Consider the following 24,402-nt stretch of genomic DNA (forward strand, 5'->3'; position numbering starts at 1 on the left):
TTGACCAGAACAGGAAGGTTGCAATGACTAAGATCGCGTTTATCGGCGCTGGTAGCCTTGAGTTCACTACAAGCCTTGTGCGGGATATCCTTACCTTCCCTCTCTTACAAAACGCTACTCTTGCGCTAATGGATATCAATGCTGAGCGCTTAGAATTTGCCGAGCGGGCAGTGCGGAAAATTATTGCGGCTGGAAACTACCCTGCTAACGTACAGGCAACCCTTGATCGCACCGAGGCCCTTAGAGACGCCGATGTAGTGCTCACCACCATCCTCGTTGGTTCTACAGATGTGTGGCGCCACGATATAGAAATACCCAAGAAGTATGGGGTTGATATCAATGTTGGCGATACCCGCGGCCCAAGCGGCATCTTTCGCTTCCTGCGCACACTTCCCCCCATGCTTGAAATCGTGCGCGATATGGAACGCCTTTGTCCTAAAGCCGTTTTGCTTAATTACACCAATCCCATGGCTATGCTATGTGGAGCCCTACAACGTCAGACCTTTATTCCGGTAACGGGTCTTTGCCACAGTGTGCAAGGGACGGCAAAAATGCTGGCTGAGTGGATCGGAGCCCCTTTTGATGAAATCACTTACACTTGCGCGGGAATAAACCACCAAGCCTTTTTCCTAAAATATGAATGGAATGGTGAAGATGCCTATCCCCTCATCCGCAAGGCTGTCATCGAACGCCCTGAGATTTACAACCAAGAGCAAGTGCGTAACGAGATGTTTCTTCATCTCGATTACTACCCTACCGAATCAAGTGGACACAACTCGGAATATAATCCCTGGTTTCGCAAACGCCCCGATCTGATCGAAAAGTACTGCACCCATGGTACGGGTTGGAACCCTGGTGAGTATGCCTACATACTCAAAGAATATCAGAAAACCGAACTTACTTGGAAAGAGCGTGTTCGTGCAGACCTAGCGCGCGAGTTAACGCCAGAAGATCTAAAACGTGGTGACGAGTATGCCGCGTACATCATCAATGCACTGATGGGAGGTGAACCCTTCGGCTTCAACGGAAACGTGCCTAATACCCACCTGATTACCAATCTGCCTTACGGGGCTTGCGTGGAAGTTCCCGTTTATGTGGACAAAGGGGGTTTTCATCCCATTTATGTGGGTGCTCTGCCTCCCCAACTGGTCGCGCTAATTCACACCAATGTCATGGTAGAAGAGATGGCTATTGAAGCCGCCCTAACCGGAAATGCTCGTTTGGTAATGCAGGCCTGCCTCCACGACCCCCTGACTGCCGCGGTTCTTTCCATGGAAGAAATCAAAACCATGGTTAAGGAAATGTTTGTCCAAAATCGCGCATACTTGCCTCAATTTACCAAGATTGATGTCGAGTAGATAGAAATGCTTCTGGAAAACTACCGTCCTCGTCCCAAATTGGTGACCAAAGTAACACCGGTCCTTTACCCTCGCCATCCGGTCATTGATGCTCACAATCACCTGGCCGAGCCGTTTGGTGGCGGTTGGGACAAGAAACCCCTCTCTCAATTGCTAGATATTTTGGATGAAGCAGGCGTGCGCATTTATGTTGATTTGGATGGCGGTTGGGGTGAAAATATACTTACCACCCACCTCAACCTTTTCAAAGCCCGTGCCCCAGAACGATTTCGCGTCTTCGGGGGTGTGGATTGGAGCAAGTGGTCAGAATTGGGCAACCGTTTTCCAGATTGGGCAGCCAATCGGCTACGAGTCCAAAAAGAATGGGGGGCTGACGGTCTTAAAGTATGGAAACTCTTTGGCCTTCAGGTACGCGACCACGAAGGAAATTTGGTCAAAGTAGACGATCCACGGCTAGATATCCTCTGGGAAACAGCAGCGGATTTAAAGCTTCCGGTGCTTATCCACGTTGCCGATCCGGTAGCCTTTTTTGATCCCGTTGACGAAACGAATGAACGCTGGGAAGAACTCAATCAGCATCCAGATTGGGTCTTTACTAGCCCCCCTTACCCGCCATTTACCGAGATTTTAGAAGCCTTTTACCGTCTAGTCAAAGCGCACCCACGCACGCTGTTCATTGGTGCTCATGTTGGCTGTTATGCCGAAAACCTAGCCTGGGTAAGTAAGATGCTTGATGATTGTCCAAATTATTACATTGATATCGCCGCGCGAATCGGCGAACTTGGACGACAACCGTATTCGGCCCGACGTTTCTTTATCCAATATCAAGATCGCATCCTCTTCGGTAGTGATCTGGGCCCCGACTTAGAGGCCTATCGCATTTATTACCGTTTCTTAGAAACTGATGATGAATACTTTAACTACAACCCAGGAGATGTTCCGCTCCAAGGGCGCTGGTTTATCTATGGCCTTTACCTCCCTGCTGAGGTGCTGGCTAAGGTTTATTACCAAAATGCTCAGGAGGTGCTTGGAATCCAAACTTTACCCTGACTTACAACCCAGACAACACCTACCCGATCTTGTCTTTTCAGGAAGGAGAGATGAAGATGAAACGCAATCCCTTGTATTTGCTTATGATTCTCGTTTTGGTGTTAATGGTGGCTCTCTCAGCATGTGCTCCAGCGGCTACCCCCACCCCGACCGCTCCGGCTTCGACCTCAGCAACTGCCGAGACCACCACACCGCCTACGGCGTCTCCTCAACCCGCTCAGGAAAAAATCACGGTAATCTTTCCCCGTCACGAGGCCGATATTGTCGGTGCCTTTGAAGCCCGTGTTCGCGAATTTGAAAAAACAACCGGGATAAAAGTCGAATTAATTCAGAGTGACTGGGATTCGGTTGCCGACCGCGTGATCCCTGAAATGGCAACCGGGGGTAGCGCTTATGATGTGGTGGAATTTGATAACGGCTGGGTGGCTGAATGGTGTGGGGCAGGATGGGTTACCCCTCTCAATGATTTTATGCCTGAGGGATTCACTCAGGGCATGATCCCTGGCCTAGTAGATCTCTTCTCCTGCCCGGACGGAAAACTTTACGGCGTGGTTTGGAACAATGATACACGCTTTTTCTATTACAACGCCGCCAAGTTAGAAACTGCCGGTTATACCCAACCCCCTCGCACCTGGCAAGAATTCAAAGAGATGAGCCTAGCTGCTAAGGATAAGGGCGTGGTCCAATATGGCATGGCGCCATCTTGGAATCAAGAATGGGCACTGGCTAACGAATTCCATTTCTGGACCTATACCTTCGGCGGCAAAATTGTTGACGAACAAGGGTGTTTCGAGTTTAACAAAGATCCTAACACCCTGGCAGCCCTTCAGTTTATGATTGACGCGCTCAAAGAAGGTGTGGCTAACCCTGCAGGCTTAACTTACGACCAAGCCACTGCTCAAGATGCTTTTCTTAAGGGTGACACCCTATTCCTGCCTCAGGGTATCGCGGGCTTAATGGCTTATACTCAGGATCCCAACATTTCAAAAGTTGCGGGTCAAGTTAAAGTTGGCCTTGTACCTGGTGCCACTCCCGACTTAAGCGCAACCCTTACTCTACCCGAAGCCTATGCCATTCCGGCAAACTCCAAACATAAAGAAGCGGCCTGGAAATTTATCCAGTTCATGACCAGCCGCGAGACAAATAAAATTCTTGCTCAGGAAATCGGTCTCTTGCCCATCTGGACCGACCTCTATACCGATCCTGACCTTCTGGCCAAATATCCCTTCTGGGCTGATTTCCAAGCACAGTTGTCTACGGCGCGAGGTCTATCCAAGTTAACTTGGTATGGCGACTTTGTGGATGTAACCATCGCTGAAGTTCACAAGGCCTTGGCGGGCGAACAAACCGCCCAGCAAGCGTTAGATAATATGGCCAAAGGATTAGCCCAGTTCGAGTGTCAACCCTGATCAAAACCCTGATCAAATGTAATGGGGGGACAAGATAATTAGGCGTCTTGTCCCCCCAACTCCAAGAGTCAACCACACTGACTATGCCGAGAAAATTACGCTCACGCCCTCTAACAGACAACCCGCAACTATTAGGCCTATTACTCACTTTGCCGGCATTAATGGCCATACTAGCGGTGGTTTTAATCCCAATCGTTAGTTCCTTCTGGCTTAGCCTTCATCAAAAGGATCTTTCGCGCCCGCAATACGATGCTTTTATCGCTCTTAAGAATTACCTAACTCTGCTACGCGATTCGCGTTATCTTAACTCGCTTTGGGTTACCTTCCGCTTTAGCCTAACTTCAGTCATTATGGAGGTAATCCTTGGAGTAAGTATTGCCCTAGTCCTAAATCAACGATTCGTAGGACGGGGCTTTGTGCGCGGTTTGATGATACTGCCATGGGCGATGCCCTCAATTGTCAATGCAGCCATGTGGAAATGGATCTATAACGCCGATTATGGGGCGTTGAACGCCTTACTCACCCAACTGCATATCATTGAAGGTTATCGTGTTTGGCTGGCCGATCCGACCTGGGCAACGATCTTGATCATTCTCGCAAATGTTTGGAAGGAAACACCCTTTACAGTCATCCTGGTTCTGGCGGCACTCCAGGCTATTCCAGAGGATCTCTATGAAGCAGCCCGTGTGGACGGCGCATCGGCCTGGCGTTCGTTTTGGCATATCACCCTTCCCCTTATCAGCCCCGTGCTCATGGTTGCATCAATGTTGCAGTTTATCTGGGGCTTTCAGACTTTCGAACTTGTTTATGTGACAACAGGTGGTGGACCTTTCAGTACCACGGAATTGACCACTTTAAGAGTCTACGCAACAACCTTTCGGTCGTTACGCTTTGGGTACGGTGCCGCTATGGCTTACTTGACCAGTTTGGTTATTCTAATTCCGGCGGTTTTTTATATTCGCTCGGCTTACCGCCGTGTGGTGGAGATGTAGCATGAGAGTCCTATCAAAGCGTTTTGTGTCCAGGCTCTTGCTCTACATTCTGGTCATAATAATTGTGGTGTGGACGGTTGCTCCCTATTTATGGCTGATTATTTCATCCTTCTCCTCCAAAATTGAATTGCTAACCGTGCCTCTGCGTTGGATCCCCTCTCGACCCACATTGGAAAATTATCGTTCGCTCTTTTTTGAATACGGGGAAGAAAGCGTTAATGTTAGGCTTTTCATAAAGTCCCTAACCAATTCTGTAATTATCTCATTAAGCACGATGAGTATTGCAACTGTCTTAGGAGTTTTTGCGGCTTATGCCATTGCCCGATTGCGTTTTCGCGGCAATCAGGGGATGATCCTGACCATGATGTCCATTCAATTGATACCCCCAATTATCCTGGTCATCCCTCTTTATGTCATCATGCGCCAGGCAAAATTGCTGGATACCCACCTTGGTCTCATTATCGTAGATTTAAGCATTGCTTTGCCCTTGGTTATCTGGTTAATGCGGAGTTATTTTGCCTCTATTCCTTCGGAATTAGAGGATGCAGCTCGCATTGATGGATGCACATATTTTGATGCGCTATTTCGAATCGTCCTCCCCCTTTCTGGACCAGGATTAGTAAGCGTAATGATCTTTGCCTTTATTGCATCATGGAATGAATATCTCTATGCCTTTATCTATACGAACATTAATGCTAAAACCCTACCTGTATTAATCGGCGAGTTCAGTACCAAACTTGGGCTTGAGTACCTGAAAATTGCAGCGGCGGGAGTATTAGCCAGTTTACCCCCCGTGTTTTTAGCATTGATCTTCCAGCGTTTCATCATCCGAGGTTTAACTGCTGGCGCAATTAAGTGAGCAAACCATGGAGAGGAAAACATGGGTATGGTCTTAAAATTTGGTGCTTTGAACTTAGTTTTCGATGAGCAGGCTGCAATTTCTCTGTTTCATAACGACAAGTTGGTCAGCCAACTCTTCCCTTTGGTAGAACTCTATAATCAAATCCCTTTAGATTCACCGGTAAAAACCGCCTTCCAAGGTCCTGTAGACCTTTCCTCTTCATTAGGGAAAGGGTTTCGTTATTCGGTTGAGATAACATATAAGTGTGACTTAATCTGCATCATTAATATAGATTATTTTCCCCGTTGGCACGATACCGTCTTTTTACATTGGAGGTTCGAAAATCGCGGTGATCTTCCAATAGAGATTAATCGCCTGAGCCTTCCTCGGATGTCAATTCCGCGTCCATCTTCTCAAAGTGTGTGGACGTTTCAGGGCGCTGCAGTTCAATGGGGTCAGGATTTCGCGTTTGAACTACCATCAACTTTTTATAGAGACAACTTTCTTGGACATCTTCAGGATGGTGAAGGGGGTGGTATCCCCTTGGTGGATTTTTGGACCCCTGACTTAGGAATTGCACTGGGACATCTTGAAACCGTATCTCAACCCTGGTATATGCCTGTTGAAGCCAGCGTCGACCAGATCGTCGCATCCTTACAATGGCGAAGCAACACCCATCTTGAACCAGGAAATAGTTTGGATGGTTTGTATACCGTGCTGATGATTCACCACGGTGATTTTTTTGAGCCTTTAGCGCGTTATCGCGAAATGATGAAATTACGGGGTGTTGTACCAGCCCAGCCCTCAACCGAAGATTATGAACCGGCTTGGTGTTCATGGGGCTACGAATTTGATGTTCGTCCGGAAGAAATCGAAGGGGTATTACCCATGCTCACCCGTTTGGGAATTCGCTGGGTGACGCTGGACGACCGCTGGTTTGATCATTACGGAGATTGGAACCCCCGGCAAGATACCTTCCCAAGCGGGGACGAGGAAATGAAAAACCTGGTGGAAAGGATCCACCAAGCAGGGTTAAAGGCTCAATTATGGTGGTATCCACTTTGCGCTGAGGATGGGCATGGACAATGGGACACATTAACCTATGGCTATTCTCGAGTACTCTTAGAGCACCCTGATTGGGTGGTGCTGAATTCTGACGGATCTATCGCTCGTAATAACCGCCATTTGGCAATGCTTTGTCCTGCCTTATCCGAGGTTCAAAATTACACTCTCAAACTGGTCGAACGCTTTATCGGTGAATGGGGATTTGATGGCTTCAAATTGGATAATATTTACACGATGGCCCAATGCTACAACCCTGCTCATGGTCATCAGGAACCAGAAGAATCAATCCAGGGCTTCGGTTCACTTTATCGCCAAATTCTCACCGAAAGTCGGCGATTACGACAACAGGCTGTGATCCAAATCTGCCCATGCGGGACACCTCTCACTTTCGACCTCATTCCTGCTGTTTCGCAAACGGTCGCTGCAGATCCAACCTCCAGTTATCAGGTACGCCAAAGGATAAAATTTTATAAGGCACTTATGGGACCCCAATCAGCAGTATTTGCTGATCATGTTGAACTCACGGACGGCGGTGAGGATTTTGCTTCTCAAATTGGTGCGGGTGGAGTACCCGGTACAAAATTCGTCTGGCCTGAACGGCCTGAAATCCTGTCCCGGTTGCGGGAAGTTTGGTTGCTTACCTCAGAAAAGGAGGAGGTGTGGCGGAAATGGTTTCAAATTTACCATGAACACCGACTCGCTGAGGGTGAATATCTCAATCTTTACGATATGGCTTTTGATTATCCGGAAAGCCATGTTATCCGCAAAGGGCATCGCTTTTATTATGCTTTCTTTGCACCCAATTTCAAAGGGGAAGTTGAGTTCAGAGGCTTAGAAGCCAAGTCGTATCGGCTAGTGGATTACGTCAATGGTCGTAATGTTGGGGTCATTCATGGGGAAAACCCTGTTCTGCATATTGAGTTCGAGCAATCACTCTTAGTGGTTGCAATTCCTGAAAATCTTTGACCACAAAGGGAGTTCTATGAAGCCGGGTGATTTTACCTATCATGAAATAACGACGCAAACTGAAGCCTGGGTTGAGGCACTCGATGTTGTCGAGCGCTCCCGCACTGACCTGACCACCCTTTTCAGTCACCACTACAGCCAAGTAATTTTTACTGGATGTGGTTCTACGTACTACCTTTCAAAGGCCGCTGCAGCCCTTTTCCAAGAATGTACCGGCCGTATTGCCCGAGCCGCCCCCGCGGGCGAGCTGTTGCTCAACGAAAGAACAATTCTACCAAGCAACCACGTTGAGCCCACCTTATTGATTGCCATAAGCCGATCTGGCACCACCACTGAAACCCTGCGTGCCGTTGAACGCTTCAAAACCCATCATCGCGGCAAGGTATTGGTCATCACAAATTATGCCGATCGCCCGCTCCCCCAGTTGGCCGATCTTTCGTTGATCATTGAAAAAGGCCAGGAAGAAAGTATCGCCCAGACTCGCTCCTTCGCTTCAATGTATGTTGCGGCTGTTGCCACAAGCCTTCTCGCCGGGGAGCATCACAGCGAGCGCTCAGCCATGTACCAATTAGCTGAGAAAGGGCAAACATTGCTAAGCTCCTACGCTTCTCTGGCTCAAGAAATAGGCGAAAATTTGAATTTTGATCGTTTTTACTTTTTGGGCAGTGGTATTCGATATGGACTTGCCTGTGAAGCAAATCTGAAAATGAAAGAAATGACCCTTACCCACAGTGAACCTTTCCATTTCCTGGAATTCCGCCATGGCCCAATGTCCATGGTTGGGGGTCATACCGTTGTAGTGGGTCTGCTATCCGAGTCAAATTTTCCACACGAATGGGCCGTTTTGGAGGAAATGCAAAGTCTTGGAGCCAGGATTCTCTCTCTAGCGAATCGTGGCGATAAAGTCAGCATAAAATTTCATAGCCACCTTCCCGAATTAGTGTATGGTGTCCTCTATTTACCTGTATTGCAACTAATGGCTTACTATCGTGCCTTAGCCAAGGGGTTGGACCCAGATCGTCCTACCCACTTAAGCGCTGTCGTTGAACTTGATACACTCTAGAAAGGAGGTTAATTCAAAGACATTAGCCACTTACTTCCATCATATAAAATCGCGATTCTTTTCTAAACTAATGGAATGGAGGAAACCATGAGAAAGACTGCCCTGTTCCTGACCTTTCTCCTAGCACTATCTATGATTTTGAGCGCATGTGCTGGAAGTACACCAACGGCTGTGCCGGCACAAGCCTCACCCACCTCAGCACCGATTGAAGCAACGTCTCCCCCCTCGGAGGGAAAAGTCGAATTGCGGATGATGATGTGGGGCGCCCCCGAAGAATTAGATATCTGGAAGCAAATTGTGGCCGATTTTCAATCCGCCAACCCCAATATTAACGTGAGCGTTGAAGTCTCTGAATGGGAATCGTACTGGACAAAACTGAAAACTCTTTTGGCAGCGGGGACTCCCCCGGATATCTTCGCCATTGATGCTCCCTACTACTTAGACTATCAAACCCGCGGGGTATTGCTCAATTTGCAGCCCTATCTTGATGCCAACCCTCATGTACTCGACGATGTCTATCCTCAGACCTTGAAGGCCTATCAAACTGCTGAGGGCTATTTTGGCCTTCCGCGCGACTTTCAGACCATCGTCGTCTTTTATAACAAAGATATGTTTGATGCCGCAGGCATTCCTTATCCCTCTCCCGATTGGACCTATGATGAATTTCGCGCTACTGCCAAAGCACTCACGATTGATAAGGATAAAGATGGGGTCATTGATCAATATGGCTACGCCACTGATTTGTGGGATATGGAACTGTTTTGGAGTGAGGCGATCTGGGCGTTTGGCGGTGACATAATCAGCCCGGATCATACTAAGACCCTGATTGGCAGCCCCGAAGCCCGCAAGGCTTGGCAATTTATTTACGACATGATGTTTGTAGATAAATCCATGCCCGATTCCACCACTGCCGCCCAATATGGTGGTGATCTCTTCCAGGCCGGTAAGGCAGCGATGACCACAATTGGTCACTGGGCTGTACCAGGATATGCAGAAGCTGGCCTAAATTTTGACGTTGTACCCATGCCTGTTGGCCCAGCCGGTCGAGCAACCAGCGTCAACAGCGCAGGATTTGTCATCGCAAAAGCCACGAAGAACCCTGATGCAGCGTGGAAGTTCCTCGAATTTGTGATCAGTCCACCTGCGCAAACGCGTCTGGCGGAGCTCGGGTTTGCCTGCCCCGTGCTCAAATCAGTCGCAGAGAGCCCGGCTTTCCTGGAGCAGAAGATTAAGATCAACCATAAAGTATTCCTCGACTCGCTTGAATTTGCCCGCATGAAGCCGGTCTTCAAGGGCTATGATGAGTGGGCTTCGGTCATTGGTGATGGCATGGCACCAATTTGGGCAGGTGAAGAGGCTGATCTAAACGCCATTCTGGATGAGATCATTCCCCAAGCCGATGAGGTCTTAAAACAATACAATCCATAAGAATTTTCAATAAACGGAGGGGTTTCCTTCTTGATGAGACCCCTCCGTTCACTTAGCCAGGAGATTATTTTATGGAAGCAGGGATCAAGCCCCTTGGTCGAGAAAGGGTATGGTTGTGGATCCTTTTAGCCCCTACCCTCTTTGGTTTGGTTTTCAGTGCCTTTGGCGCTTTACTGGCCACGCTCGGTCTTTCTTTTACCGAATGGGATCTGTTCACCTCTCCAAAGTGGGTGGGGCTTAGCAATTACATGACCTTATTTACAGATAAGCGGTTTTTACGAGCATTGGCAAATACCGCACAATTTGCGATTCTTTACGTTCCAGGAGTCGTTATCATCTCTTTGATTATCGCAGTGTTGATGAACCGGGCAATCAAGGGAGTCTCGCTATATCGAACAATGTACTATTTACCAGTAGTAACCTCTGCTGTCGCCACAGCACTGGTTTGGAATATGATATATGGAAAGGACACGGGAGTTTTGAATTTCGTCCTTAAACAATTAGGGATGCAGCCAGTATGCTGGTTGTGCACCGATCACGCCATGCTCTCAGTTGTGATTGTAAACATTTGGGGGGCTATTGGCGAAGGGATGATCATTTTCTTGGCAGGACTCACGGCGATCCCAAAGGAATACTATGAGGCTTCAGAAATCGATGGGGCGAATCGCTTTCAGCAGTTCTTTAGAATTACCCTACCTTTGATCACGCCGAGCATTTTCTTTCAAACCCTAATTTCTACCATAAACGCCTTTCAGGCCTTTGACTATATCTACATGCTAACGCGGAGAGGACAGGGAGACAGTTCGATTCCGGTGGTGGTGTTTTCGATTTACCGCAACGCCTGGCACTTCAACAAATATGGTGTGGCCAGCGCTCAAGCCATTGAACTCACATTAATTGTGGCTGTACTCATGGCGGTCTATTTGTGGGCGGAGAAAAAATTTGTCGTTTACGAATAACTTGCGAGGCAATAATGAGCAGCAATAAAAGAATTGAGAAAATAGTACTAGATGGCGTGACCTACCTTCTTCTTTCGTTGGGTGCCATTATAATGGTGACCCCTTTCTTATGGATGATTGCTACCTCATTTAAGCGCCCAGCTGATCAATTCACCATGGCCCTGATCCCTAACCCAGTCACATTGGACAATTATCGCAGTCTATTTAATGTTGATCTGAATTTTCCTTTGATGTTCATGAATAGTACAGTGATTTCATTGCTTGTAACCGTTGGGCAGTTACTTACCTGCTCAATGGCCGCATTTTGTTTTGCAGTGGTCAAGTTCAAGGGACGAGAAGTCCTTTTCGCTGCATTGCTTGCCACCTTGCTCATCCCATTTCACGTCACATTAATCCCTAATTTTATTATCTTTAAATGGCTAGGTTTGACTGGCACTAGTGTCCCGATTTGGTTACCGGCCTTCTGGGGTGGCGCATTTGGCACTTTTCTGATTCGGCAGTATTTCCTTACCATCCCCCGCGACTTGGTGGATGCGGCACGTGTAGATGGCGCTTCGCTTCTTCAAATATTCTGGCGCGTTTATCTCCCGTTAGCCAAACCCGCCTTGGCTGCTCTGGCAATTTTCACCTTCCAGGGTGCTTGGAATGACTTGCTTCACCCGCTAATCTACATGCCCGCAGCGCCCAACACGACATTAACGGTAGGGTTAGCATTTTTCCAACAGCAAATGGTATTGGGTGGAAAGTTCACCGTTCTGATGGCCGGTGCATTTGTCAGTATTCTTCCCTTGCTTCTGGTGTTCTTCTTTGCCCAAAGGTATTTTATCCAGGGGATTGCCCTGACCGGGGTTAAGCGATAATCAAGGGGGCTACCTTTGTACGGCTTTTCGTTTCAAATGAACCTCTACGATGAATAGATGCCTAGGCAGTAGTGTTCATCTTATGGAGTTTCCAAACTAACGCATAGAAATGACATTTTAGGGTTTCATTAACCTCGATGCTTTTCCCCATCATTACATTCCAATAGCTCTCAGTAACCACAGTACCACCATGCCCGCAAACACGGTCAACAACGTGTTGCGTGTTTTCCACGCCACACCACAGGCAACGAATGCCGCCAAGTAGTACGAGTTCGTCAAAGGCGATGGCGCGGACGACGCATAAGAAGTCAATTGGGAAATTACCAACGCAGATAACATAGATGCTGGGATAAAACGAAAAGCCCTCTCCACACGCTGTGGAATCCGAACCTTCCCCAAAAGCCCAATCAACGAAAAACGAATAAAAAACGTACCTATCCCCAAAGCCAACATGATCACCCAAACTCTCATGATGACCTCCATTCGTCCACCATAGCGCCAATGCCAATCCCGATGATCGCAGCAATTACAACTCCAATTTTGAATGGAAGCCCATTCATCAGTAAGGCAGCTAAACTAGCCACGAGTGCAGAAAATAGGGTTGATTTGTCTTTAACAGTGGGTACTGCAAGCGCTAAAAATGTTAATGGCACTGTGAAATCCAGAGACCAACCCGGGGGCACGTTAACCCCCACTACCATTCCCAAGAATAAGCTTCCTTGCCAAGTTAACCACATGGCAATAGCTGCTCCTAAAAAATACCAGTGCCCTGTTTTTTGGTTAGAAGGATCTTCTAGATAGGAAATAGATACAGCATATGCCTGGTCGCTTAAAAGATAGGCGAGTAATATTTTCCAACGAGATGAGAGCTTCTGAAAATGGGGAGCCAAAGAGGCACTATACATCAAAAATCTCAAGTTAACCATCAGCGCACTTAAAATAGTTATTAGAATCGGGGTTCCCAATTGAATTAACTGAAGCGCTACCAACAAGGCTGCACCCGAGTAAACCAGTAGGGACATAATTATCCCGTCATTGGGAGATATTCCCGTTTGAGATACAGCAATCCCTGTGATCAATCCAAACGGAACAACTCCTACTAAGAGGGGAAGAAAGGCCTGAACTCCCCTCATGAATTCGTTCCTTACCCATTTGTTCATCGCTTCACCCCATAATTTCAGAACCGAACTTATCAGGATAAAAAGTGCGCCCAAATCGCCCTATGACGATCTGGACGCGCTAAAAACAAGGCGGAAAAAAGATTTATACCATTTTTATCCTTTCACCTGTGTCCGATTTTTACGACGCTCGTTCACTACATCAATGACGACCGCCCCAATCAGAATCAGACCAGTGATCAGATTCTGCCAATACACATCTACTCCGAGGAGGTTGAGCGCATTGGCCAAAACACCCATGAACAAAGCACCCAAGAATGCACCCAACACCGAACCCTCACCGCCGCTCAGACTGGCACCACCAATGATGGTTGCTGTGATTACCCGAAGTTCTGTGCCGCTTCCAACCGTAACCGAGGCCGATCCAAAGCGCGCTGTAATCATCAGACCCGCTACACCAGCCAATAAGGCCACGATGCAATAATTTATGACCTTTACCCAATCCACATTAATACCGGATAAACGTGCTGCTTTCTCATTACTACCAATGTAATAATTTTGGCGGAAGAAGCGCGTATTCCTTAAAAGGAAGTCGCCAATGAGAACTAAAGCCAACATGACATAGATGGGATATTGAATACCGAATAGGCGACCTTGACCGATGATCGTGAATTCCGGCGGAAGGTTGAGCACGGCACGGCCTTGCGCAATTACTAATAACAACCCGCGAACGGCCATATTCGTGCCCAGAGTAACAATAAATGGATTTATCTTCATTTTTGCGACCAACAGACCGTTAACCAAGCCAACACCGAGCGCTGCCAATAGCCCCAACAGGATGGATATCACAACTGGCACACCAGCATTTAAGGCCAAGCCAGTAACAACGCCAGTAAAAGCCAAGGTTGAGCCTACTGAAAGATCTAATCCACCCGAAATAAGTAGATTGACCATGCCCACTGCGATAGTGGCTTCAACCGACAGCGCCAAGAGAATCGCCTCGATGTTTTCTTTTGTTAAGAACACCGGTGAGGCTAATGACATCACAAATCCAAACACCACTAAAACAATAATTAATGCAAATTCGCGGAATGTGGACAGCATCCGAAATGTTCGAAGGACCAGCGATTCCCGCTTAACCATGATTCACCTCAAGGGAAACCTGAGTTTGTAAACCTGCTGCATAGGTCATAATCCATTCTTCTGAAAATTCCTCACGTGAGAGTTCTCCGGTGATTCGCCCCTGATGCATGACCAAAATACGATCGCACATACCAATGAGTTCTGGAAGATCCGATGAGATCATCACAATTCCAACTCCGCTTTGAGATAATTCACGCAACTTATGATAAATCTCCGCTCGGGCTCCAACATCTACACCTCGGGTTGGTTCATCAAAGAGGATTACGCGCGGATTAATTCCCATCCACATCGCAATGAGACATTTTTGCTGATTACCACCAGATAAATTGGAGACTTTCTTTGCCAATGAGGGCGTGACAATATCATAATCACGAGCCGCTTTTTGCGCGAAGGCTTCAATACTACGGAAATCCAACAATCCCCGCGCCCTGGTAAAAACCGGAAGCGAAGGCGCGACCAGATTTTCCCGAATCGTCATGTTTAAAAATAGGCCATCACCTTTTCGGTCTTCTGTAAGATAAGCAATACCATGCTGAATTGCATCCCGAGGATTGCGAATGAAAATCTCCCTACCTTCCAGGAATACTCTCCCTGACTGTTTAGGATATAACCCCACGATCGCACGGGCCAGTTCACTCCGTCCAGCCCCAATTAGGCCAAAAAAGCCTAATATTTCGCCTCGTTTCAATCCAAAGGAGATGTTCTCAAACGCGCCCGGCTGGGTAAAATCTTGGACGCGGAAATATTCATCACCCTGGTTCTTCTTGGCGTCTCCATAGAGGCTAGTAATCTGCCGTCCAACCATCATTGATATTAGGTCGTTTTCAGTGACCTCGCTAACGGCGCGAGTTCCTACGTGCTTGCCATCTCGCATGACCATAACACGGTCAGCAATTTGAAATACTTCTGACAATTTATGAGTGATGTAAATGAAAGACATCCCTTGTTTCTGGAGTTTGCGGATGTTCTCAAAGAGATAACCGGCCTCCGATTCGGTGAGGGATGAAGTCGGCTCATCTAGAATCAGCACCTTGGGGTTAATGGAGATAGCTTTCAAGATCTCAAGAATCTGTTGCTGTCCCATCGAAAGGTGCTTTACCAACTGACGTGGGTTCAAGTGCAAGTTGAAACGGCTCAAGAACTCTTGGGTCTGTCGGTAAAGTTCATCCCAGCGGATGGTGCCAACTGCCCCAACCGGTTGCCGATTGGCAAAGATATTTTCAGCAACTGATAGACTCCCAACTAAAGATAGTTCCTGAAAGACAATAGCGATCCCCGCCCGAATGGCATCTACCGGTGCATTGAATGAGACGGGCTTACCCTCTAGGTAAATCGTGCCGCTATCGGGTTTGTGAATGCCGCTTAATATTAGCGAAAGGGTACTTTTACCAGCACCATTCTCGCCGACTAGAGCCAAAATTTCACCTTTGTTCAGGGTAAAGGAGACATCATCTACGGCTAAAACCCCCGGGAATTGCTTTGAGAGGTGCTCAGCACGCAAAACCTCTTCCATAAGACCTTCCTCTTGAGTCATCGGGGCTGTCGAGGGAGGGGCAAGGTCATCCTTACCCCTCCCAATTTTTAGAATTTAGGGAACGTACAGTTTGTTGGCGTCCAGGAAGTACTGGAGGTTGCTCTTGTCAATATAGTTGACCGACATGTAGACGATGGTGGGACCAGTGCGGACACCGGCTTTGGCGTTATCCACGGTTAGAGGCGCTTGATGATGATTGTAGTTGTAGAGGACGAGCAGCGCCCAGTAAGCCATAGCGGCATCATCCTGAGCCACAGTACCGGTCAAAATCCCATCTTGGATGGCCTGCAATACATCGGAGTTGCGGTCCATGGCTACTGTCTTAACTTGCCCGACTTTGCCGGCCTCTTTCACTGCCGTGGCTGCTCCAATACCGCCAGTGGAGTCGGTGCCGACAAATGCGGCTAGGTCCGGATGGCGTTGCAGGATATCCTTAGCCACACTGATAGCGGTTACGGTATCAGCCTTGGTATCGCCGACCTGCACCACCTCAATGCCAGGATACTCAGAGAATGCGGCGCGATAGCCTTGCTCGCGCTCATCAAACATCTGCACGCCGGGGATGCTCAGGATAGCCACTTTACCTTTGCCTCCAAGGGCTTCGGCCAACTTCTTACCGCCAACATAACCGAGATCAAACTGGCGCGATCCCACAAAGGCCAACCGCTTGGAGTTGGGGAGATCGCCCAGGATTGTCACCACCGGAATACCAGCATCAACAGCTTTGTTAATGACCGGCTCAAGCACAGGTTCAACCGCGAAAACCACGATACCAGCAGGTTTCTTGGCGATCGCCTGGTCAAAAGCGGCCACCATGGCATTTAGATCATACTCGGCGGGGCCAACATAAGAGGTTTTCACGCCCAGCACTTCACCCGCCCACTTCCAACCGTATTTGTGGGCATTAAAGAACTCCAGGTTACCCATGCATGAAACATAGATATATTCCTCGTTCGAAGTAGCCGGTTTTGCTGATTGCCCTTCGTTCCCCGATGCGGCCGCCGGCGTCGCCGTTTGGGCTGAAGAGCAGCCCGCAATTAGAGTTGCTACCAGGGCAAGCACAATCATTAGATAGACGGCTTTGAATTTCATGGGATTTCCTCCTTCTTTGAAAGTTGGGGGTTGGTTCGGGTTTAGCGGGAGACTCTCTTCCCACCACCCTCAACATCGGCTTTTAGCAAGTCTTGCACTTCGGTTTTGGTAACCACAGGTAGATCGAACATGAGCGTTTGTTTGATTCGTGTGGCGGCATCACCAACCAGAAGACCCTTCTGAAGGCCTTCGACGTTAAAGCCAGCCGTCAATAGGCCGTAGTAAAAGCCGCCGTTCCAGGTATCACCTCCTCCTAGACGATCAAGTAATGTAATGGATTTAACCGCTGGGGAGCGGAAGAAGTAACCCTGTTCATTCATGACCGCACTCTCCCAGCGATTCTCCTCAAACGAATCGGGATAACGGATCGTGATAGCCACGATTTTGGCCTTAAAATAATCCCCGAGATGCGAGGCGAGCGAACGGAGATCGTTATCGGTAATGTCTCCCATCTCCCCTTTATCAATCTGCTCGGGTGAATATTGACCACATCCAAAACCATAAACCGCTGCCATGTCTTCGATAGTTGTAATGAGGATGTCAACATGATCTCGGATCAAGGGCGTCATAACCTCACGGCATTGCTCGGGAGTCCATAAGGTTGCTCGATAGTTGAAGTCAATACCCACCCAGCAGTGTTCTGGTTTGAAGTTCATGGCCTCGTAGAAAGCTTCCAGCAAATAGTTTTGTTCATATTTGCTGTGGTAGGCCAGCCCAAACGTGATCCCCGAGGTGTGGAACAGTTCGCAGTCTCGCAGGGCTTCTTGCCAATTGACCATTCCAGCTCCCATTTTGCTGGCCGCCGAAAACATCCGTTGGTACCAACCGACACTCTTTCGAGGCGTTCGGCCAATTTCGTAGAGTAGTCGCCCGATGGGTTCTGCTTTATTAGCCCAAACAAAGTAGCGAGTATCAATACCGTGACTGCGGGCTGTATCACGAACCAACCATCCATATGGGTTATCTGGAACTCGAGTGATATAAGCCGAGGGGATACCAAACCGTGCCAGCAACGTAGCAACGGTTAATTCACTACCAGCGAGAGAAATATGCACGTTTGCTGTCCGTTCCAGGCGTTGAAAATCTGCCGGTGTGTCGCGAATCAGTGTTTCCCCAAATGTGACAAAGACGGGACCTTTTCCCGAGAAGCGACTGAGATCGTCTTTGGTGATGTTGAAACGGAGATTTTGCATCATGGCACGACCCCGGCTTACCAGGTTTCAAGTTGGGCGGTCAGACCACCATCCACAAAGAGTTGGGTACCGGTGATAAAACTGGCTTCGTCACTTGCCAGAAATGCAGCTGCATACCCGATATCCTCAGGCCGACCGATTCGTTTCATCACCTGACGTTGTTCCACGGCTTTACGCTGTGCTTCGGGGTCCGGATAACTATCAAAGATGCTTTGGATCAGTGGAGTAAGCACCCAACCAGGGGCAATGGCATTAACTCGGATGGTCGGGCCATAATCAATTGCCATATTACGCGTGAGCGCCGTAATCCCGCCTTTGGATGCTGCGTAGGGCGCAACGCCGTTGACGGTCTGAAAAGAGTGCACCGAAGAGATATTGATAATATTGCCCTTGCCCTGTTTCTGCATATAGGGAATAACATACTTCGAGCACAGGAAGACCCCTTTGAGGTTGACATTCAAGCACCGGTCCCAATCTTCGCTGCTCGTATCCAGGACAGATTTGTACACACCAATCCCTGCATTATTGACCAAGACATCAATGCGGCCAAAGGTCTGAATAGTTTGTTCCACCATAGCCTTGACTTGTTCTTCGTTTGACACATCACACTTTACGTAAATAGCCTCTCCGCCGGTTTGTCGTAGTTCTTCAGCGGTTTTTGGTCCATTAACATCGTCCCAATCTGCGATGACGACTTTTGCGCCTTCCTGGCTGAATACTTTGGCAATTCCCCAGCCAATTCCTTTGGCTCCCCCGGTGACAATTACTACTTGGTCAACAAACCGTTTGCACATAGTGCCCTCCCTTCTTTTAGTAAATTGGATCTATTGGACAAAATGACATGGACGGATGTGGATTTACCACGGTTTCCGTGGCGTTGAGAGGAAAATTGGTCCCGTGGCACCGACGACCACGTTATCTTCAATGCGAAGACCACCAAAGTTGGGAATATAGATGCCAGGTTCTACACTGCAAACCATGCCTTCTTCCAGGGTTCCTTGAGCCCCAGGGGCAAGCACGGGAATAAATTCGTGATACCGCAATCCCACGCCGTGCCCGGTAATGTGGACAAAATAGTCTTCCAGACCCGCTTTTCGTAAAACTTCACGCGCGGCGCGGTCGGGGGCTTCAAAAGAATTACCTGGGTATAATTCGCTTGCTGCAGCCTGTTGAGCCTCCAAGAGAACGTTATAGACCTCTTTTTGGCGTGCCGAGGGTTCGCCGACTACTGCCATGTAGGTAAGATCGGAGAAGTAACCATCCACCATCGTCGCCAATTCAATCATCACCAAATCGCCCTCTTGAATCCGATAGGTTGTTGAGGGGACGAGTAATGTACCCTTTGCGCTCCCAACTGGCCCGGCCCCTACCTCTGCTTCAGCCCGCACTAACTTTGCGCCTTGATAGCCAGGACCCTTAGCGCGAATGGTGTATTCTATAAGCGCTCCGATTTCGGCTTCGGTTTGACCTGGCTTGAGGTTTGAGAGTGCTTCATTAATTCCTAGTTCAGCAATATTATTGGCTATGCGCAATTTTTCGATTTCGTATTCTGTCTTAACTGCCCGCGATTGAAGCAACAACGGCGCAGCATCCACAAGACTTGCGTCTTCAAATAAGAAGTGCAAAAGTGCTTGCCATGGCCCTGAAGGAACAACAGGCTCGGCAATCCGATAACTGGGGGCAACGACCTCAAAAGAGAGTTCGGCACCGACCTTTTTACCTTTAAGCCCCCAAGACGCCACTTTTGAGGCGATCAATTCGCGATAATTTTCGTAGAGATCTCTATCTTTGAGCAATCCCCATCCAAACGGAACCACCTCTGCCCATTCCGATTGGGTGTACTCCTGTTCAACCTCGGGAACGAAGAGTACAGGTAGTCCTTCACGCGGAAGAAGCACAACCGAAATGCCATGATGTGGCCAATAGTCAGTGATATAGACCACATTCTCCGGTAGGCGACAGATAATGGCACTCAGGTCCTCTTTTTGCATCAAGCGTTGTAATTTTTCAACCCGCGATCGCTTGGACATGTTCATTTCCTCCTTCTATTCACATCAAAACCTTAGAGACGACCAAATTCCGCAAGCAATTCTTCAACAGTTTTCCCTTGCCGAATCCGTTCCCGTGTGCGCTCCTCCTTCTCGGCTTGGGCGCGCGCTTTTTCGAGTGTTTCGGCTGCCTTTTCAAGTGGAATGACCACCACACCAATCTCATCACCTAGGATTAAATCACCCGGTCGAACTAGCACACCACCGCATTGAATAGGGACATTGATTTCAATAGGTTCGAGACGACCGGAGAATGGTGAATGAGTCGAACGAGGTACAATGGCTTTAGAGAAAATATAGAACCCCAAATCCCGAATCTCGTCGGTATCACGGATGGCGCCATCCACCACCGCACCAACTACACCTTTCATTTTGCATAATCCGGCCATCAACCCACCCCAAACGGATGTTTCAGTCTCACCCGCCGCATCAACTACAATCACATCTCCCGCCTCGGCTACCGCTAATGCATCCAAACAATCTACCTGATTACCCGGTTCCAAACGAACCGTCAGTGCCGGGCCTACGAACCGCGTTTCGCGACTCAACGGACGCAAGTATGAGTGCATAACACCATACCGCTCCTGCGCATCAGCCACCACGCACGAAGGACTATAAATTTTCAATAAATCCTTAAAACCCTTTAATATTTCGGGGTCAATTTGGACATTTCTCGGGTTGATTATCCTGCGCATATCTCGCCTCACTCGTGTTTTTTAGAATTCCAAGGGAAAATCATGCTCTGGGCCGAAAGCCCAGTTTTTCGGAAATTGCCCGTGCCGCCTGACATGCCCTTTCAATCAGCCCAAGATTGGCATCAAGGGGCTCCATTCTACCCGCCGGTCCCGAAATGCTGATCGCAGCCACGACTGCGCCGTGCATATCAAAGATTGGCGCAGCCACACAACGGACTTCTGCCTCATGCTCACCGCGATCCAGCGCATAGCCCATTTTTCGAATCTGTTCTAATTCACATTTCAACGTTTCAGGATTGGTTATTGTTTTTTCGGTGAACGGAGCAAGGGGCTGTTTGCGTAAAAAGTCCTCAATTTCTTCCGCCTTGAGATGTGCTAGTAACACCTTCCCCAAACCAGTGCAATAAGCCGGTGCCCGCCCCCCAACCCGAGAACCCATCAAGCCAATGGCGTGCAATCCTGGTAATTTCTCAAGATAAACGACCTCTGTTCCTTCCAGAATCGCAAGGTGAACCGTCTCCTTCACCTCATCCCGTAGAGCTTCAAGTTCGGGTAAAGCCACCTTGCGCAGGTCATTACTTTCATAATAGGCTCGCGCCAGTTCTAAACAGGTAAGCCCAAGGGAATAGCGCCCCAAAGCATCCTTTTGCACAAATTTATAACAAGACAACGTCGCCAGCAGACGAAAAGTTGTGCTGGGGCTCAGCGAAATGGCATCGCTGACCTCCTGAAGCGTGCGGGGTTTTCCATCTGCCAAGGTCAAAAGGATATTAATGGCTCGATCTAGAACGCGAACATTATAGCGATTATTCTTCTCTTCAGAACTGGCACGGCGCGGACTCATGCGATTACCTCATACACCTGCACCTGACTCTCTTGATACAAAGCCTTTAGTTTAGGCTGTAATGATTGATGCAACACAGAATTACGCCATGCTGCTGCTTCCTCAAGTGAACGGAAGCGGATCACCATGTGATAAAGTTGGGGATTTTCACTATCTACCAGAAGATGAACATAAACATATCCTGGCATGGAAGACATCGCAGGACGATATTCTTCTATAAAGAGACGTTCAAAATCTTGTTCTTTACCGGGAATAACCTTGAATGTAACATGGCGTTCGATCATGACGTCTCCTCATCGTCCTCGCGCTTTTTCCACCTCTTGTCGGAAAGCACGCGCGCGACGGGTAATTTCATCAAATGCGCCGCTTTCTAGCAATCGAGCGTTCACCAATTCAGCACCAACCCCAATTACATCAATCCCTGCGCTGAAGAATTGAGCGGTATTCTCGATTGTCACCCCTCCTACTGCTGCTAGACGAATCTGAGGGAGTGGAGCTTTGATCGCCTTGATATAGGCCGGTCCGCCCACGCTGGCCGGAAACACCTTGACAATATCAGCCCCATGCTCCCACGCTGTCAAAATCTCCGTGGGCGTGAAGGCACCAGGGATCACCGGAACTGCGTATCGCTTACACATCTCAATTGTTTCCAGGTTTAAGGTGGGGCTAACCACAAATTGAGCCCCGGCCAATATGGCTAAGCGGGCTGTCTCGGGATCCAGAACAGAACCAGCACCAAAGAGCACTCGATCACCGAACTGGGACACCGCCTGTTCAACGACATTTAATGCACCTGGAGTTGTCATCGTGACCTCAATAATATTCACTCCCCCTTCGTAAATGGCTTTAGCGGCATCGAGTAGCTGAGTAGCGCTGGGCGCTCGCATAATAGCAATCACGCCACCGGATAGGATTTTCTGTAGCGATTGCAAGGCGTTCATTGCATCTCCATGGGATTAAGTTTTGGGTTCACTTCGAGACTATGGGGGAATTCTCTAAAATTTTCATTGTATGAAACCACAATTCACTATATAAAATTATAGTCAAAGTCAAACCAAAGTCAATAGGTGTTTCCTTAAAAATTTCATGTTATATCGAGTATTTGCCTCTATATACGCGTAATTACCTATTTGGGGGATTCGCAGTTAAAACCAAAAACCGGGCTTGTTGCCCGGTTTTTGCCTCTTATTCAGCGGGAGCGACGGGATTCGAACCCGCGATCTCGGCCTTGACAGGGCCGCATGTTAACCGCTACACCACGCCCCCAACTGAGCGATAGTTTATCATGCCCTGGGCTTATCGTCAAGATTCCGCGTTCTATCAAATAAAATGTTACCGAGGTATGATCGTTCACTCAAAAGAAAATGTTACCGGAGTGAACGAGATGGCCGAAACCGATCCAATGACCGTAGATGAGCGTCGCAAGTACTTACACAAGATACGGCTGCGGTACTGGCGGGCGGAAGGGCGCAAAGAGCGCAGCCGTCTGCTGGATGAAGCCCAGGCCGTGACCGGGCTGCACCGCAAATCGCTGATCCGTTTGCTGAATGGGGAGCTAGGACGCAAGCGGCGTAAGCGGGAGCGCGGCAAGAGGTATGGGCCGGAGGTAGATGCGGCGATTGCGGTGATCGCTCGCAGTCTGGATTATCCCTGTGCCGAACGTCTGCAACCGAACCTGGTCTGGATGGCCAGGCACTTGCAAGCGCACGGTGAATTGCTCCTGAGCGAGACAACGCTGGAATTGCTGGGAAAGATCAGCATTTCCAGTGTGCGGCGGCGCTTGCCGGCTTCGCAACGGGCTGCCCAGCGCCTGGCGCATCGGGTGGGACGCCCGGCCCCGACTTCCAGCGTGAAGTCGTTCATCCCGATGCGGCGCATTGCCTGGGAGGAACGTCAGCCCGGGCACCTGGAAGTCGACCTGGTGCACCACTGCGGCTTAAGCTCCCAGGGACAATACGTCCACACCCTGCAACTGGTGGACGTGGCCAGTGGCTGGAGTGAGTGTGTGGCAGTGCTGGGACGCTCCTGGCTGGTCATGCAGGACGGCTTTGAGCGCATTCGCCAGCGTTTACCCTTCGCAATCCGCGAATTGCACCCGGATAACGGCAGCGAGTTCCTGAACGCCCATCTCCTGCGGTACTGGAAGGACAGAGTGAAAGCAGACGTTTCGCGCAGCCGTCCCTTTCACAAGAACGACAATCGCTTTGTGGAAGAAAACAACTTCTCGCTGGTGCGCGCCTATGTCGGCTATGGTCGGCTGGACACGGTGGAACAGACCCATTTGCTCAACCAACTCTATGACAAACTCTGGCTATACCATAACTTCTTCCAGCCCGTCCTGCGCCTGCAAGAAAAACGCATCCGCTCCGAACAAACGCCTGCCAAAGTCAAACGCATGTACGCTCCTGCCATCCCGCCTCTCGAACGGCTCATCCAGGCCGGTGCACTCTCCCCGGAGAAACAGGCGGCCTGCCTGGCCCTGCGTGAGCAAACCAATCCCATGCGCTTGCGTGAAGAGATCCAGGCGCTGGTTGACCGCCTCGCCCACCTGCCCTGTGCTCCAGAGGGTCAGGTGGAGGATGTCCGCCTGACCTTACAACAGCCAGAGCATTCACATGTCTGATCGGCTGGTCGTTGGCTATCAGCGCTTGTGTGGCACCCCCGAAGGCCAACTGGCCAGATTGTTCTTTGACATTCAGCTTTTCCATCCCACCTTCCCTGAAAGGAGTGGCCGCTTGGGTAAC

General features: G+C 49.0%; 23 protein-coding genes and 1 tRNA gene. 11 read left to right on the forward strand and 13 right to left on the reverse strand.

From position 1 onward, the window contains the following. The first annotated feature begins 23 nt into the window (after positions 1–23). The 10 genes from melA (at position 24) to QYE77_RS02090 (ending at position 11,991) form a co-directional block, all read left to right on the forward strand. Positions 24–1,358, forward strand: a complete 1,335-nt coding sequence (gene melA / locus QYE77_RS02045) for an alpha-galactosidase (RefSeq protein ID WP_315623681.1) — start codon at positions 24–26, stop codon at positions 1,356–1,358. A 6-nt stretch (positions 1,359–1,364) separates the two neighbouring features. Continuing rightward, entirely contained in the window at positions 1,365–2,408 is a 1,044-nt protein-coding gene (locus QYE77_RS02050) for an amidohydrolase family protein (RefSeq protein ID WP_315623682.1), read from the forward strand. A gap of 56 nt (positions 2,409–2,464) precedes the next feature. Beyond that, the gene (locus QYE77_RS02055; protein ID WP_315623684.1) at positions 2,465–3,817 is read left to right on the forward strand and encodes an extracellular solute-binding protein; all 1,353 of its coding nucleotides are present in this window, start codon (positions 2,465–2,467) and stop codon (positions 3,815–3,817) included. A gap of 83 nt (positions 3,818–3,900) precedes the next feature. Beyond that, a complete protein-coding gene (locus tag QYE77_RS02060; RefSeq protein ID WP_315623685.1) occupies positions 3,901–4,809 on the forward strand; it encodes a carbohydrate ABC transporter permease in 909 nt (302 codons plus the stop codon). A 1-nt stretch (position 4,810) separates the two neighbouring features. Further along, positions 4,811–5,668 (forward strand): carbohydrate ABC transporter permease, encoded by an 858-nt coding sequence (locus tag QYE77_RS02065; protein ID WP_315623686.1) that lies wholly within the window; start codon positions 4,811–4,813, stop codon positions 5,666–5,668. A gap of 21 nt (positions 5,669–5,689) precedes the next feature. Continuing rightward, positions 5,690–7,681 carry a glycoside hydrolase family 36 protein gene (locus tag QYE77_RS02070; protein ID WP_315623687.1) on the forward strand — a complete coding sequence of 664 codons (1,992 nt, stop codon included), beginning with the start codon at positions 5,690–5,692 and terminating at the stop codon, positions 7,679–7,681. Positions 7,682–7,697: 16 nt separating this feature from the next. After that, positions 7,698–8,744, forward strand: coding sequence for an SIS domain-containing protein (locus QYE77_RS02075; RefSeq protein WP_315623688.1), 1,047 nt, complete (start codon positions 7,698–7,700; stop codon positions 8,742–8,744). 87 nt (positions 8,745–8,831) lie between these two features. Beyond that, the gene (locus tag QYE77_RS02080; RefSeq protein WP_315623689.1) at positions 8,832–10,172 is read left to right on the forward strand and encodes an ABC transporter substrate-binding protein; all 1,341 of its coding nucleotides are present in this window, start codon (positions 8,832–8,834) and stop codon (positions 10,170–10,172) included. A 71-nt stretch (positions 10,173–10,243) separates the two neighbouring features. Next, positions 10,244–11,131, forward strand: a complete 888-nt coding sequence (locus QYE77_RS02085; protein WP_315623690.1) for a carbohydrate ABC transporter permease — start codon at positions 10,244–10,246, stop codon at positions 11,129–11,131. 14 nt (positions 11,132–11,145) lie between these two features. Further along, entirely contained in the window at positions 11,146–11,991 is an 846-nt protein-coding gene (locus tag QYE77_RS02090) for a carbohydrate ABC transporter permease (protein WP_315623691.1), read from the forward strand. A gap of 153 nt (positions 11,992–12,144) precedes the next feature. On the opposite strand, the gene QYE77_RS02095 is transcribed toward QYE77_RS02090, so the two are convergent. The 13 genes from QYE77_RS02095 to QYE77_RS02155 all read right to left on the reverse strand — a co-directional run bounded on the left by QYE77_RS02095 (position 12,145) and on the right by QYE77_RS02155 (position 22,924). Further along, positions 12,145–12,462, reverse strand: a complete 318-nt coding sequence (locus tag QYE77_RS02095; RefSeq protein ID WP_315623692.1) for an AzlD domain-containing protein — start codon at positions 12,460–12,462, stop codon at positions 12,145–12,147. Next, a complete protein-coding gene (locus tag QYE77_RS02100) occupies positions 12,459–13,151 on the reverse strand; it encodes an AzlC family ABC transporter permease (RefSeq protein WP_315623693.1) in 693 nt (230 codons plus the stop codon). Before QYE77_RS02100 ends, QYE77_RS02095 begins: the two co-directional genes overlap by 4 nt. A 114-nt stretch (positions 13,152–13,265) precedes the next feature. After that, a complete protein-coding gene (locus QYE77_RS02105; protein ID WP_315623694.1) occupies positions 13,266–14,252 on the reverse strand; it encodes an ABC transporter permease in 987 nt (328 codons plus the stop codon). Next, positions 14,245–15,765, reverse strand: a complete 1,521-nt coding sequence (locus QYE77_RS02110; protein ID WP_315623695.1) for a sugar ABC transporter ATP-binding protein — start codon at positions 15,763–15,765, stop codon at positions 14,245–14,247. Before QYE77_RS02110 ends, QYE77_RS02105 begins: the two co-directional genes overlap by 8 nt. 75 nt (positions 15,766–15,840) lie before the next feature. Next, positions 15,841–16,878 carry a substrate-binding domain-containing protein gene (locus QYE77_RS02115; RefSeq protein ID WP_315623696.1) on the reverse strand — a complete coding sequence of 346 codons (1,038 nt, stop codon included), beginning with the start codon at positions 16,876–16,878 and terminating at the stop codon, positions 15,841–15,843. Between the two features lie 41 nt (positions 16,879–16,919). Next, positions 16,920–18,074 carry a sugar kinase gene (locus tag QYE77_RS02120; protein ID WP_315623697.1) on the reverse strand — a complete coding sequence of 385 codons (1,155 nt, stop codon included), beginning with the start codon at positions 18,072–18,074 and terminating at the stop codon, positions 16,920–16,922. Positions 18,075–18,088: 14 nt separating this feature from the next. Beyond that, positions 18,089–18,865 (reverse strand): SDR family NAD(P)-dependent oxidoreductase, encoded by a 777-nt coding sequence (locus QYE77_RS02125; protein WP_315623698.1) that lies wholly within the window; start codon positions 18,863–18,865, stop codon positions 18,089–18,091. Between the two features lie 63 nt (positions 18,866–18,928). Further along, complete coding sequence (locus QYE77_RS02130; RefSeq protein ID WP_315623699.1) at positions 18,929–20,101, reverse strand: Xaa-Pro peptidase family protein; 1,173 nt, start codon at positions 20,099–20,101, stop codon at positions 18,929–18,931. A 32-nt stretch (positions 20,102–20,133) separates the two neighbouring features. Next, the gene (locus QYE77_RS02135) at positions 20,134–20,814 is read right to left on the reverse strand and encodes an RraA family protein (RefSeq protein ID WP_315623700.1); all 681 of its coding nucleotides are present in this window, start codon (positions 20,812–20,814) and stop codon (positions 20,134–20,136) included. A gap of 40 nt (positions 20,815–20,854) precedes the next feature. After that, positions 20,855–21,658 (reverse strand): IclR family transcriptional regulator, encoded by an 804-nt coding sequence (locus QYE77_RS02140; protein WP_315623701.1) that lies wholly within the window; start codon positions 21,656–21,658, stop codon positions 20,855–20,857. Beyond that, complete coding sequence (locus tag QYE77_RS02145; RefSeq protein WP_315623702.1) at positions 21,655–21,942, reverse strand: antibiotic biosynthesis monooxygenase family protein; 288 nt, start codon at positions 21,940–21,942, stop codon at positions 21,655–21,657. The genes QYE77_RS02140 and QYE77_RS02145 overlap by 4 nt, the downstream gene beginning before the upstream one ends. Before the next feature lie 9 nt (positions 21,943–21,951). After that, positions 21,952–22,599, reverse strand: coding sequence for a bifunctional 4-hydroxy-2-oxoglutarate aldolase/2-dehydro-3-deoxy-phosphogluconate aldolase (locus tag QYE77_RS02150; protein ID WP_315623703.1), 648 nt, complete (start codon positions 22,597–22,599; stop codon positions 21,952–21,954). Positions 22,600–22,851: 252 nt separating this feature from the next. Beyond that, positions 22,852–22,924, reverse strand: a tRNA-Asp gene (locus tag QYE77_RS02155). A 76-nt stretch (positions 22,925–23,000) separates the two neighbouring features. Between QYE77_RS02155 and QYE77_RS02160 the strand changes: the two genes are divergently transcribed. Continuing rightward, entirely contained in the window at positions 23,001–24,281 is a 1,281-nt protein-coding gene (locus QYE77_RS02160) for a hypothetical protein (protein ID WP_315623221.1), read from the forward strand. The last annotated feature ends 121 nt before the right edge of the window (positions 24,282–24,402 follow it).

Source organism: Thermanaerothrix solaris (assembly GCF_032334255.1).
Taxonomy (GTDB): Bacteria; Chloroflexota; Anaerolineae; order Anaerolineales; family Anaerolineaceae; genus Thermanaerothrix; species Thermanaerothrix solaris.